Annotated in this window: 12 protein-coding genes; 9 read left to right on the forward strand and 3 right to left on the reverse strand. The window is 59.4% G+C overall.

The window, feature by feature from the left end:
* Positions 1–74: 74 nt before the first annotated feature.
* Genes XH85_RS16830 through XH85_RS16860 form a run of 7 tightly spaced genes read left to right on the forward strand, consistent with a single transcriptional unit; the run spans position 75 to position 8,119 of the window.
* On the forward strand, positions 75–1,628 hold the full coding sequence (locus XH85_RS16830; RefSeq protein WP_128932682.1) for a lipopolysaccharide biosynthesis protein: 1,554 nt from the start codon (positions 75–77) through the stop codon (positions 1,626–1,628).
* A 2-nt stretch (positions 1,629–1,630) separates the two neighbouring features.
* Complete coding sequence (asnB, locus tag XH85_RS16835; RefSeq protein ID WP_128932683.1) at positions 1,631–3,463, forward strand: asparagine synthase (glutamine-hydrolyzing); 1,833 nt, start codon at positions 1,631–1,633, stop codon at positions 3,461–3,463.
* 39 nt (positions 3,464–3,502) lie between these two features.
* Positions 3,503–4,081 (forward strand): acyltransferase, encoded by a 579-nt coding sequence (locus tag XH85_RS47365; protein WP_276486168.1) that lies wholly within the window; start codon positions 3,503–3,505, stop codon positions 4,079–4,081.
* Positions 4,082–4,086: 5 nt separating this feature from the next.
* The gene (locus tag XH85_RS16845) at positions 4,087–5,154 is read left to right on the forward strand and encodes a glycosyltransferase family protein (RefSeq protein ID WP_128932685.1); all 1,068 of its coding nucleotides are present in this window, start codon (positions 4,087–4,089) and stop codon (positions 5,152–5,154) included.
* 26 nt (positions 5,155–5,180) lie between these two features.
* Positions 5,181–6,032 (forward strand): class I SAM-dependent methyltransferase, encoded by an 852-nt coding sequence (locus XH85_RS16850; RefSeq protein ID WP_128932686.1) that lies wholly within the window; start codon positions 5,181–5,183, stop codon positions 6,030–6,032.
* 3 nt (positions 6,033–6,035) lie between these two features.
* Entirely contained in the window at positions 6,036–6,968 is a 933-nt protein-coding gene (locus tag XH85_RS16855; protein ID WP_128932687.1) for an NAD-dependent epimerase/dehydratase family protein, read from the forward strand.
* 11 nt (positions 6,969–6,979) lie between these two features.
* Complete coding sequence (locus tag XH85_RS16860) at positions 6,980–8,119, forward strand: glycosyltransferase family 4 protein (protein WP_245474135.1); 1,140 nt, start codon at positions 6,980–6,982, stop codon at positions 8,117–8,119.
* 18 nt (positions 8,120–8,137) lie between these two features.
* On the opposite strand, the gene XH85_RS16865 is transcribed toward XH85_RS16860, so the two are convergent.
* The 3 genes from XH85_RS16865 to XH85_RS16875 form a co-directional block, all read right to left on the reverse strand.
* Positions 8,138–8,617: a hypothetical protein gene (locus XH85_RS16865; protein WP_128932689.1), complete on the reverse strand. Its 480-nt coding sequence runs from the start codon at positions 8,615–8,617 to the stop codon at positions 8,138–8,140.
* A gap of 102 nt (positions 8,618–8,719) precedes the next feature.
* Entirely contained in the window at positions 8,720–10,060 is a 1,341-nt protein-coding gene (locus XH85_RS16870) for a hypothetical protein (protein WP_128932690.1), read from the reverse strand.
* A 623-nt stretch (positions 10,061–10,683) separates the two neighbouring features.
* A complete protein-coding gene (locus XH85_RS16875; protein WP_128932691.1) occupies positions 10,684–11,883 on the reverse strand; it encodes a glycosyltransferase family 4 protein in 1,200 nt (399 codons plus the stop codon).
* A gap of 233 nt (positions 11,884–12,116) precedes the next feature.
* Here XH85_RS16875 and XH85_RS45930 point away from each other — a divergent pair, with 233 nt between their 5' ends.
* Positions 12,117–12,626 carry a hypothetical protein gene (locus tag XH85_RS45930; RefSeq protein ID WP_208758130.1) on the forward strand — a complete coding sequence of 170 codons (510 nt, stop codon included), beginning with the start codon at positions 12,117–12,119 and terminating at the stop codon, positions 12,624–12,626.
* Between the two features lie 78 nt (positions 12,627–12,704).
* The gene (locus XH85_RS16880; RefSeq protein WP_128932692.1) at positions 12,705–13,346 is read left to right on the forward strand and encodes a winged helix-turn-helix transcriptional regulator; all 642 of its coding nucleotides are present in this window, start codon (positions 12,705–12,707) and stop codon (positions 13,344–13,346) included.
* Positions 13,347–13,394: the final 48 nt, after the last annotated feature.

The following is a 13,394-nucleotide window of genomic DNA, read 5'->3' on the forward strand; positions in this document are numbered from 1 at the left end:
CGCCATGCCGAATGGGTTTTGGCCTTATGGAAGAGGCACTTGAGGCGTAACGAGAAGATGGACTGAAGGCAGGCATGGCGGTGAAGAAAGGTCCATCCGATCTGCTCAGTAACTCGGCATGGAACGCGACGGCCTTCGCGGTCGCGGTGCTGCTAAATCTTGCAATTCTTCCGTTCGTGATTTTCCGGCTCGGCCTCGCCGCGTTCGGTGTCGCCGGCCTGGTGATGGCCTGTGTCGCGCCGGCGCTGATGTTCAGCAACGCGCTTGGTCTGTCGACGGCGCGCGAGCTCGCGCAAAGGCTGGAACCGACCGATCGCGACGCGGCGCGGCGGTTCTTCGCGACCGCGCTTGCGCTCGCGACCCTCATGGGCGGCCCGATCGCAATCTTACTCGGCCTTGCGGGCGCACCGCTCGCTCGACTGGGATTTCACCTCGGCGGCTCGGCCGCCGACGACCTCTGGCTTGCCTTCGCTTTGGCCAGCGCTGGCTGGCTATTCCAGTGTCTGTTCGCGGTCTTCCTCGCCCTGTTCACGGCGCGTCAGGATTATCGGCGGATCGCGTCGATCAGCATCGCCGGCACGGTGGTGACGACGGTATCGATGCTGCTGCTGATCCCGTATGCGCCGCGCGCCTCGACCTTCCTCGGTTGCCAGGCACTGGGCTTCGCGACCAATCTCCTGATGGCGTTTGCCTGGTCGCGACACGCAATCGGTGACTGGCTGGCACGGCCGACACTGGATCGCAGCGCGCTGCGTGCGCTGGTCAAGCTCGGAGGCTGGCAGGTCGCAGCACAGAGCGGCGCGCTGTTCGCCGGGCAGGCCGACCGCTATCTGCTCGGTGCGCTGCTGCAGCCGCAATTCGTCGGCTTCTACGGCGTCGCCCAGCGGCTGGAGGAGGCGGTCTACATCGGTGTGCTGAAGATCGGCGAGATATTGTTCCCGTTCTTCAGCACATTGCAGAAGGAGGATGACGATCGCAAGGTCGACCTCCTGCTGCGCTCGTCCTGGGTTCTCAACGTGCTCGCCGCGAGCGCGCTGGGCGGCCTGATCCCGGTCGCGGGCGCACTGCTGTATCGATGGACCGGCGCCGAGGTCGCCGCCGAGGCACACCTGGTGCTGGTGGTGCTTGCAATCAGCGGAATATTGGGGTCGAGCGCCAATGTGTTTGCGTTCTATCTGCTGTCACAGGGACGCTCTAGTTCCAACGCGTTGATCTCGCTCGTCACAGGCATCTTCACGCTGGCGACCAGCGTCATCGCGTTGCCGTATTTCGGCTGGCAGGCAGCAGGTTGGAGCTCCTGTGTCGGGATGGTCGCGCAGATGGTAGTCACGGTGCTGCTGTTGCGGCGTACCTTCAGCCTTTCAGCGATGTGGTCACGCATGGTGCATTTCGCCTTGATCCCGCTCGGTACGGGTATCGCCGTTGCGCTGGCGCTGCGCTCCCAGCTTAGCCACGTGTTATTCGACCACTGGCCGTCATGGTGGTATGTGGTGTCGCTTTACGGCGCGTCGGCGGCGACGATCTTTGTCGCCGCCGTTGCTGCGTCGCAGCTGGGTCCCTATCGGGCCGTCTGCTGGCGAGATCTCCGCATCATCATGACTCGCTTCTTGCCTTTCAGGGCCGCCTAAACATGTGTGGTATCGCAGGCATCGTCAATCTGCGCGGCGCTCCCGTGGAGCCGGCCGACATATCGCGGCTCACGAGTCTGATCGCTCATCGCGGTCCGTTCGGCGAGGGCACCTGGTTCAACGCCAAGCGAAACGTCGCCTTCGGCCATCGCCGGCTCGCCATCATCGATCCAGGTGCGGGCGGCTATCAGCCGATGGCATCAGGCGATAGCCGCCATGTGATCGTCTACAATGGCGAGATCTACAACTTCCTCGAATTGCGGCGCGAGCTCGAGGCGAAGGGCGCGATTTTCCGCAGCCAGTCCGATACCGAAGTGATCCTTGCCGCCTGGCAGGCGTGGGGCGAGGGCATGCTGCTGCGTTTCAACGGCATGTGGGCGCTGGCGATCTACGACACGGTCACGGATGATCTGTTCTTGGCGCGCGATCGTTTCGGCATCAAGCCGATGCTGTACGCGTTGTCGCCCGAGCAGTTCGTGTTCGCGTCCGAGCAGCGGGCTCTGGCGCGGAGCGGGCTGGTTGAGACGTCGCTCGACGTGGACGTGGCGCGGCGGCTGTTGCTTGACCCGTTTGGTATCGAAGGCAGCGAGCGGACCCTATTCTCGCAACTCCGCCGCCTGCAGGGCGGCCACTGCATGTGGTTGCGCAAGGGGCGCGTGCAAGTACGCCGCTGGTGGCGGACCGTGGATCATCTGCCCGCGATCCCGGAGGCCGAGCCCGAACGCATCGAGCGCTTTCGCGAACTGTTTCATGATTCCGTCGCACTGCGCATGCGCAGCGACGTTCCGATCGGCACCTGCCTGTCGGGCGGCTTCGACTCGTCCGCGGTGATCTGTGCGATGGCGATGCATGAGAAGGCCGGCATGGGACCGCGTGACTGCACCGCGTGGCGGCACGCTTTTGTCGCGACCTTTCCCGGCGCCAGCAATGACGAGCGGCCGATGGCGGAGGAAGCGGCTGCGTGGGCCGATGTGGCGCCAAGCTTTCTTGAGATCCGGCGCTCCGACGCGCTGACAGACCTCGACCGGATCCTCGACGACAATGACGACGTCTACATCGGGCTGCCGAGCGCGCCGTGGCTGATCTACCGCGAGCTCCGGCGCCAGAACGTCACCGTGTCGCTCGACGGCCACGGGGCGGACGAGTTGATGGGCGCCTACCTGCAGGAAGGGCAGTCGGCCGCGTTTCGGATTCGCAATGCGGCCGCCGCGCTCACGTCGCGCTCGCAACTGGCGCAGCGTGGCGTCGACTTCCTGCGGGCGCAGATGATCAGGCGCCAGGGGCATTACTTCCTACGCGGCGGCCTGGCAGCCGTACCGGCGCCGCTGCCGCTGGTCGCCGAGGGTGACGAGTTGCCGGGCTGGGGGGCGCTGAACCGACGTCTCTACCGCATGTTCCACTCGACCACGCTGCCGACCATCCTGCGCAATTTCGACCGGCTCTCGATGGCGCACGGCATTGAGGTCCGCATGCCCTTCATGGACTGGCGGCTGGTGACTTATACGATGGCTTTGCCGGAAACGAGCAAAGCGGCCGATGGCATGACCAAGTTGGTGGCGCGGCGGGCGATGGCGAATTTAATGCCCGAAAGCATCCGCGCCGCGCGCCGCAAGGTCGGATTCAACTCGCCGATGCCGGAATGGCTGAACGGACCGTTGGCGGGCTGGACCGCGGAATTGCTCGATCGGAATGTCCCGGCATTTGCCGAATTCGTCGACGAAACGCCGCTCCGAAAGGTGGTCGGTCGCTTGACAGCGTCGCAGAGCTGGGATTGGAAGAGCGCCGGCCGGCTCTGGCCCTATCTGAACATGAAATGGATGTTGGCAAGGTCGTAAAATGGATGTTGGCAAGGTCGTAGGATGTTTAGGCGCGCCGTGACAAATGCCATCGACGGTGTCCTCGGCTGGCGAAACCGGTTCTCTGGGGCAGTTCGTGTTGGACGCGGATCGACGATTGCCTGGCGGCGAATCAAGCGTGCGGTAGGCAATGATTTGTTTGTTGGAGAAGACTCGATCGTTCACGCTGACATCAGTTTCGAGGATATCGGAGGCAAGATTCAGATCGGTAGCCGGACGTTCATCGGTCGAAGTCATCTTGTTTGCTATCGAAGCCTTACAATTGGTGACGACGTTATCATGTCGTGGGGCATCACGGTCGTAGACCACGACTCTCACAGCATCAACTGGATGGATCGCCGGGATGATGTCCGAGAATGGACGGCCGGACGAAAGTATTGGGACAAGATTCCGCACGCGCCAATCGTAATATCCGATCGCGCTTGGATCGGGTTCAACGTGAGCATCCTAAAGGGGGTCTCCATCGGGACGGGCTCCGTCATCGGAGCATGTTCGGTTGTCACGCGTGACATTCCGCCATACTCGTTGGCTGTCGGCAATCCGGCAAAGGTGATCCGGGCGCTGAGCCCGCCGTCAGAAGAAAACCGCGAGTGGTGATTGCTATGCTTCTCTTTCAAAATAATGGTATCTCGCGCGGTTTCCGTGCTCACCGTCCCCAGACGCCCTATCAGAACTTTGCTGCCGGGCGTGCGCAGTTCCTCGAGACACGATTTACAGCATTGCATATTCTTATGCCGGTGCTCACCGACAGCCCAGATGCTTTTTATACAAACGGAGACGACGAGCGCCTACAATTGCTCTGGGCGAAAGAAAATGGTCTCCGCACGGATGATCTCGAGCAAATCTTATTGGCTCAGATTGAACAGCATCGCACCGAGGTATTCTATAACCTTGACCCGATCCGCTATTGCAGCAAGTTCGTTTCGAAGCTGCCGGGATGTGTAAAGAAGTCAATCGCTTGGAGAGCAGCCCCTTCCGGAAACGCAGATTTAACTAAGTACGACCTTGTCGTGTGCAACTTTCCGTCAATCCGCGAGAACTGGCGACAAAAGGGGTGCAGTGTCGCGCACTTCTTTCCGGCGCATGATCCAGTGATGGACGATTACGCCAATGCTCGTGCGAAAGAGCTTGATCTTATTTTCATTGGTGGATACACGCGCCATCACGCCAAGCGCAGCCAAGCGCTCAGGGCTGCGGCCTCGACGCCTAGCATCCGCGCACGTTTCTACCTTGAGGATTCGCGTCTCACTCGGCTCGCAAACGCGCTAGCTCCGCTACCAGTGCTTCGTTCTCACCGCCATCCAGATGATATTCGTGGGGTCCGGGCTGGCCCGGTTTACGGACGAGATGCCTACGAGGCGATGGCAAAGACCCGAATGGTCTTCAATGGGGCGATCGACATGGCCGGCGAAGACCGCGGCAATATGAGATGCTTCGAGGCGCCTGGATGCGGAGCGGTTCTATTGACGGACGCGGGAAGCTATCCGGAGGGTTTTGTTAATGGCGAAACCATGCTGGAATATTCGTCTCCTGCGCAAATACCTGAATTGATCGGCAGGTTGATGAAAGACGAGAACCTAGCAACATCGATTGCTAGAGCGGGGCATGCCATGGTGAAGGAGCGCTATAACAAGGTTCTGCAGTGGACGAAATTTCAGGAACTGATCTGATCAGTCGCCAAGATTAGCGAGTTTGCATGTCGGGTGAGAAGGCATTCGCGACCTGGGAGGAAGCGGTGGTCTGGCTGCGCAATCAGCCGGACCAGCGCCGGCTTGTGCTCGACGCGTTCTACGACGATCCGCTGGTCGGCGCTGCCGAGCGTTATTTCCGAAGCTCGGAGTGGCAAGCCGTCACTGCGATACTGGGAGGCCGGTGTGGTACCGCGCTTGATGTGGGTGCGGGTCGCGGCATTGCGAGCTACGCGCTCGCGCGGAGCGGCTTTGCCGTGAGAGCGCTCGAGCCGGATCCGAGCGCGATCGTGGGAGCGGGGGCGATCCGGGATCTGGCAGCGCAGACGCAACTGCCGATTCGAGTGGTCGAAGAGTTTTCCGAGCGGCTGCCGTTCGCCGATGCGACGTTCGATCTCGTCTTCGCCCGCGCCGTGCTGCACCACACGCGCGATCTCGAGGGCGCATGCAGTGAGATGTTTCGCGTACTGCGGCCCGGTGGCATGCTGATCTCCGCGCGCGAGCACGTCATCAGCAAGGAGGCAGATCTTCCGCAGTTCCTGGCGCAGCATCCGCTGCACCATCTTTACGGAGGGGAGCATGCCTTCCTGCTCGATCGCTACATCAGCGCGCTGACCTCCGCAGGATTCTCCACGATCGACACGCTGGCACCGCTACAGAGCCCGATCAACCTGTTTCCATTTACGTTGGAGACGCTGCGAGCGGCGGTCGTGACGAAGTTGACGCAAAAAATTCCTGTGGCGCCGCTGTGGCGTACCGTGCTTGGGTCACGCCGGGTGTTCGGCTCGCTGCTCTCGATGGCCGAGCATTTCGACAATCGCCCGGGCCGGCTCTACTCCTTTGTCTGTCACAAGGCCTGAGCGATGATCGTCTGGATCACAGGCGCGAACGGGTTCATCGGCCGCCATCTCGCCCATGAATTGGCCGGAGTAGGCCATGTGGTGCACGGCATCGGACATGGGGCGCTTGACGCGACGGAAGCCCGGCGGCTTGGCCTGCAGAGCTCGATCAACGGTGAGATCGATGGGGCCAATCTCAACGCGCTTGCGGCTGCGCACGGGTTGCCGACGCATATCTTTCATCTGGCCGGCGGATCGTCCGTCGGAGTATCGATTGAACGCCCGTTCGAGGATTTTTCGCGAACCGTGGCCAGCACGGCGCGGCTGCTCGAATGGCTGCGAGGATCCGCGCCGAACTGCGCGGTGATCGCGACGTCGAGTGCGGCGGTTTATGGGGCCGACCATTTCGGCCCGATCGCCGAAACTGCCACCCCGGCTCCGATGTCGCCCTACGGACAGCACAAGTTCATGATGGAACAGCTGTGCCGCAGCTACGCACAGTCGTTTGGCATCCGCTGCACCATCGTGCGGCTGTTCTCGGTCTATGGTCCCAATCTGCGCAAGCAGTTGCTCTGGGACATCTGCTCGCGGCTGCAGGCCAAGGAGCAGTTGCTCACCCTTGGCGGGACGGGCATTGAAATCCGCGACTGGACCGACGTTCGCGATGTCGCGAGGCTGCTCGCAAGGATCGCCGAACCGCCATCGCCGCAGGCGAGTTTTCGTGTCATCAATGGCGGATCGGGCCGGGGAACGAGCGTTTCCGATATCGCGGCCAGCCTCATCCGGCGGTGGGGCAGCAACACAAAAGTGCGACACTCCGGCGTGAGCCGGCCCGGCGATCCCGCGAGCCTGTTGGCCGACGATGCGATGCTGCGCCAGATCGGATTCAAATGGCGCATTCCGCTCGACCAGGGGCTTGCCGATTACGTGACCTGGTTCAAGGAGCAGGCTTCGTGACGCCGCGCCTATTGCGGTTCGCGTTCAGTCACATTTCGCGACGAGTTTGGGCCGGCGGGTTCAATTATCAGTGCAATCTGTTCGCGGCGCTCGCCCGGTTTCTGCCCGGCGAGCTCGTTCCGGTCGTCTTTGCCGGGACCAGGGCCGAAGAGAATGAACTCGCGGAGCTTGCCGCCGTACCAGGTGTCGAGATCGTCCGATCGGAGGCATTCGATGGACAGCCAGGCTTGGCTGCGGCGCTCGGGCTTGGTCTCGACCGCGGAGCCGCGGCGGCGTTTCAGTCCGCGCGCGTCGATGTTGTCGTCGAAGCGGCCCGCTTTTTCGGCTGGCGGCTGACTATCCCAGCGGTGGCATGGATTCCGGATCTGCAACATCGTTCCCTGCCTCAGCTGTTTCCAACGCCGGCGCGCTGGCGGCGCGAGATCGGCTTTCGCGTCCAGATCGCATCTGGACGAACCATCATGCTGAGTAGCGAGAGCGCGTTGCGCGATTTCAGGGCTTACTATCCGCGTGCCGGAAATCGGGTCAGCGTCGTTCGTTTTGCGACCCAGCCGCCAGAGACGTTCTTGAATACGGACCCGTTGGAAGTGATCGCGACGTATAATCTGCCGGCGAACTATTTCTATCTGCCCAATCAGTTCTACCGCCACAAGAACCACCGGCTGGTCGTCGACGCCTTGGCGATCCTGAAAAGTCGCGGAGTCAACGTGGTCGTCTGTGCATCAGGCAGCACGGAGGATCGGCGCGAGCCTGGCTACTACGACCAGGTCACTTCGGAGATCCAAAAGCGCGGCCTCGCAACGTACTTTCGTCACCTCGGTGTTATCCCGTTGCCGCACGTCTACGCGCTGTTGCGCGCTTCGACGGCGCTGCTCAATCCGTCGCGCTTCGAGGGATGGAGCACGACCGTTGAAGAGGCGAAATCGTTCGGCGTTCCAATGATCCTGTCGGACATCGATGTACACCGCGAGCAGACCGCAGGCGGCGCACGCTACTTCGGCGTTGATGATCCCGCCGCGCTGGCGGAGCACCTGATGCAGGTTTCGAAGATGAATAACCCGCCGACGGTGCGAGACATTGTTCCGTATCAGGACGACAGTGTCCGTGCGTTCGCAGCAAGTTTTTCGGATGCTTTGCGACGAACCTTGTGAGCTGAAGGACCGAGTGGTTCAGTGGTCGAACCGGGAGGGGAACAGCCGGCTCAACAAACTTGGACGATGAGGAGCCCGGAGCGATGCGAACGGATCTTTGGCGCTTGGATCAATAACGCGGTAGGCGCGCCCGTTGGTATTTGGGTCGCTGTTGTCGCTGGTCGAGAAAATCAAAGACGACTGCCAATAGGAATATTGTCCGTTTCCCTTCTCGACGATGTCTGCGTGCTCGCTATGAGCTGGTCCGAGAGGGCGACGGTCTTCGGTCAACTCGAGTCGAGATCGATTTGGTGCATCATTGGTGTCAGAAATCGAACCAGGGATCAGCGTTAGATATTGCCAAGCATTGCCGCCAAAATGCTTGAAAGGCGGATAGATCATTCCCGGATCCGGGTTGCGCCAAGGCGGCAATGTATCCAGATAGAGCGCGACGGGGATGTATAAGATCGCTGCACCAATGCTCGCGACAATGAGCCTTCGCTGAAATTGTTTCGACATGTTGTGTCCCGCTCGCAAATCAGGATGTAGGTTAGACTGGGCTTGAATGCTGTAGCGGCTCGCTTTTGGCGCAATCAGTAACCAACATCGAATGTTTGATGGTCATGCGAGCCGCCCTTCGGGTCCTCCTATCGACGACGGCTGGAGTGGGCTTTCGCTCTGTGACGCAAAAAGTGAGCGCGGCGTCAGGTACCATAGCAGGAAAAGAACGGCTGCGCCGTGCGAAAGCAGAGTTGTTGTCAATGGGACATTCAACAGGATCTGAGGAAAGATCGAACCCGATATGAAGATGAAGCGCGGAGGGAGGCCCGAAGAAAATCGATTGGCAAGTGCGATTACAAGTCCGCAAACAAAAACTGGGATCGGCGCCAGGAGAGGTCCGACCGATGCGATCCCTTCAGTGGCGAAAAGGGAGGCATTGAAATTACCGAGGGCGTATGCCTCCTGCATGACTTCGCCCAATTGACCAGCATAGGGACACGGGACGAGGGCTTTGATAAATGTAACCTGGCAAAAGGAAGTGAGAGGGTGATTAAAGAAAAAATCGTTGTAGATATCCATCGCATTTGAAGGCGTAGCGATCATCCGAAGATTGACGATGTCGAGGTAGCGCGTGTCGCGCATGCCGAGGACGGCGTACAGGACGACGCCGACAACGAGTGGCACGAACAGCGAGACGACAACCGTAATCCGACAATCGAGTAGGCGCGTCAGTACAGCCATGACCAGAAGCCATGTCGGCGTGAAGAAAGCGATCTTGTTGAGGGTGATCGGGTAGAACAGCAGCAACAGAACAAGCGTTAAGCCGGCTCGCCAGTAATTTCGCCGCTCGACAAAGCATGCAAAGGCGAAAGGTAACAACGCATTCGAAGTGACTCCAATGCAGTAGATGAGCGGGGAAGGTATGTTGATCTTCTTACGGAAGTCATACATTTCATCCAGTGAGACGATCTTGAAGCTATAGCTTGCCGCTATCAGGATCGTGATGGCGCCGAGTGCTAGGATAATTGTGGGCGCGCGCTGGAAGATTGCTTCGCCGATCGTGAACCTTCGTTGGACGGGTGACGTCACGAACAGTGATGGGACCAGGAACGCTATCGTTGATCCGACGGCAGAGACTCCGCTGAGCCAGTGATTGTACTCAAAGCGGGAGAAGCAATTTAGCCAGAGGTATCCAACGATCATCGTATAGAAATAGAAGCCGAGAAAGTACCCAAAGCTGAACGGAGCGAGGAGGAAAAGGTAGGAGAGAATGGCAAACGAGGCGATCGTTGCGATCGCGACGTGGAGCAATGCAGGATCATAGTAGATGTGGTAGCTGCCGTAGCCGCGGCTGAGATAGGCGAGCGAAACGCAGCAGGCGACGATATGGAAGCCGATCAATACGCCCAAGCTCACGCGGGTCGAAGTCTTGCCTGCTATCGCGATCTCATTCGTATTCATGCGGCTCGTCCCGATGCAGATCGTACATGGCAGATGATGAGCTCGGCGGAGCTGCACCTGGTACTCGACTCGCTTAAAGCCACTGAGCAAGTCCATGTTGGCTCAGAGAAACGACAAATTGCCATGAATCGTTCGCCGTATTTTCGTTGGTCTAATGCGTGGATGCGGAGCATTTTGAGCATGATGCAGGAGCGACCTAGGCGGCCGCTTCGGCGCGACAGGGTCAGTTCATCTTAACAGCCGCCACAACTTCAAGCCAATGCCGTGGACGCGTAGACCGTGATTCTGGTCCGTCCGCCTGGCTTTCCTGTCATCGCACGTATTTGCTCAAGGAATCTGTGGTCCACAGTCCTGACAGGGCGCCCAAGATTCGCGTAAGCCGAAGCCAGTTTACGAGCGGAACTCTCGGTTGCGTTGTCCTGTAGATACCCGGGAAAACGGCTTGACAAGTCGCTACTTATGGAACGAGGTGCGAGGCGTCTAACCCCAGCCAACGTGCCATGTGTCTTGATTTCAGAGATTTCCTTCGGCTGGCGCACCCATGGGCATGCCCCAGGTAAGTGATCCTAGAGATTGGTGGCGGCATCGGCAGCTGCGTAATGTCGTTGCTCAGTGGACCGCGATCAGCGAGATGGCGCGTGCGGGTCTGATTGTGCGTTCGAAGTTGCCAACGATATCGCGCCATGCGCTAATATGTCGCCATAGAGCCGAGTTATCGCGTGACCGATGATTCTTGCAGAGAATCGCTCCGACACGAGTCGTCTTGCCGTCGCGCCGTAGCTTGCTCGCAGCACTGGCGATTCAGCAAGCCGCAGAATTGCTCTTGCCAGAGCTGCGGGATCCTCAAGAGGCACCAATAGGCCGGTTTGGTTGGTGAGCACGATCTCCCGGCAGCCGGGAGTGTCCGTTGCAATCAGGGGTCTGCCGCACGCGGCCGCTTCCATCAACGCACCCGGAAGGCCTTCTCGATATGAAGGCAATACTGCGATATGTGCGTCGCGCCACAAGGAGACGATGTTGTCGATGTGCCCGAGCCACGTGATGCCTGGCCGCGCGATCCAGGCTTCGATCTCTTCGTGGGACACCGACGATGGATTGGCGGGGTCAGGATTTCCTGCAATGATGAGTTTGATATCGTGTCCTTGATCGCGCAGCAGATCATAGGCGCGAACGAGCGTGCGGATGCCTTTGTCGACCAGCAGCCGTCCTGCGAATCCAATCGTGATCGGGCCATCCGGCTCAGGAAGCGGCTGCAATGATTCATCGTCCACCCCAGATCCCGGGATCAATGTCATGCGGCCGGATTTAGCGCCGAGCGCCAGAAGCGCTTCGCGGTCGTCGATGTTTTGCACGATAGTGTAACTGCGATCCCGGTTGAGTAGCCAAGGCAGTAGTCGGGTCAGGACACGCTTCAACATGCGCGACTGCGAGCTCGAAGACGTGAAGATATAGCCGAGCCCGGTGATCGCATTGACGACAGGAAATGTTTGGTCGAGAGCAGCCAGCGAGCCAAAGACGCAGCATTGCACACCGGAATGGTGCACGATACTCGGCTTGATCGCGCGTTCCACCTCTCGGATCGCTTTCAGCGCGGCGGCGGCCGTTAGCAAAGCTCGTTGACCCCGTTGGAACGGAATCCGGTGAAGGACGAAGTTCTCGGCTTCAATCGAGGAGGCTGCGCTACTCACATTGGTCGCCACATGTACCTCAAGGCCGGCGTCACGCGCTGCCCGGGCCATCGGGAGGCGATTGAGCAAGAAGGCCCAGTCCTCGTTTACGATGTAGAGGATGCGGCCGTTCAGCTTGGTTTCTTGGGAAATCATCAATCAATCGAATCAGGGTCGTGGGAGTCCGGATGCCACCGGTGAAACCGGCATAAGAAATCTGTCTCGTCTCGAAGGCAGGGGGGTAGGGCCGCAAGTCCGCCAGGTGCAGTGGTGGGCCCATTAGCATCGTCGCCATCGTCGCGAATGGCGGCAACCGTATACGGGATAATGCGCGGCCGCCAGCACTGCGGCAGCAACCACGTTGCTCGCGAGCAGCATCATGAGATTCGATGGGCAAGGATCTCGAGCAGATGCGCTGGTCGCATCCGGCTCGTTGGAAAAAGATAAGAGGGCCGTCATCCGGCGGGATATTGCAGCGCGTGAGAAGAATTGGCGCCGTTGTGCAACCAGAGTGGATCCAAGAGCGCTGCCGAGCAGCGTCAGCGCTGCCGCCGAGCACTATTTTCAATGTGACTGCTTTGATTTTCGTCAGCTCCAATGATCAACTTGGGCGCCAATCGGATCTGGTGACCGCTCGATTCAAGGCAGAATGCAGGAGCAGGATGAGAAGAGCGCATCATCGTCAGTCGGTATTGCCGCCGGCGCGTTCCGGAATGTCGCGGAAAGCCATTTCCGGGGAGCGCCAGTGCGATCATGTCCGCGGAGTGTGGTGGATGCTCGATCGCGAACAAGTGCTATCGGTAAGCCGGAGAATCTGGGTATTTGCATTCAGGCGGACCGAAAGCCTTCTACATCAATCTTTCGCCCCAATAAATTCAATAACGAAATCAAGTAATTGATTTGTTCACGGAATGAACGTACGGCTTGACGTTCACGGCGTGAACGCGCTATCAGTCCGAAACGGAAGGGGAGTTTCAATGGATCGCGCATTGCCAGGTCCCAGCGGCGAGGACGAAAGGATCGTCCTGAGCCTGCTTAATTCCGTCGATGATGGCGCGCAATCGCAGCGCCGCATCGCGGAGGAGCTCGGTATCGCGCTTGGCCTCGTTAACGCCTACCTCAAGCGATGCATCAAGAAGGGCCTTGTCAAAGTAAGCCAGGCGCCGGCGCGTCGCTACGCCTATTACCTGACGCCGAAAGGCTTCGCTGAAAAATCTCGCCTGACGGTGGAATATCTATCGTCCTCTTTCTCATTCTTTCGTCAAGCCAAGGCCGATTGTGCGCAAGTCCTGCAATTGGCGAAGGCGCAGCATTTCCAGAATATGGTGCTCTGCGGAAGGTCGGACCTGGCTGAAATCGCCATGCTTTCGGCCGTCGATTGTGGTGTCTCGATCGTCGCAATTGTTGATGAGCATGCAGGCGACACGCGCTTTGTCGGGGTCCAGGTCGTTTCTAGCTACGATCGTGTTGCCATTCCATTTGACGCTGTGATGATCACCGATGTGGCCAATCCAAGTAGGGCATTCGATGAAGCGGTGCGCCTTTACGGACCATGTCGTGTGCTTGCTCCAAGCTTGCTGGGCTTGAATCTTCCCGAGCGTCAGGATGCAGCGCAATGAGCATTGTTGATGCGTCCAGACGCAGGTTATTGCCGAGGCGAAAGCGGC

The sequence above is a fragment of the Bradyrhizobium zhanjiangense genome (assembly GCF_004114935.1).
Classification (GTDB): domain Bacteria; phylum Pseudomonadota; class Alphaproteobacteria; order Rhizobiales; family Xanthobacteraceae; genus Bradyrhizobium; species Bradyrhizobium zhanjiangense.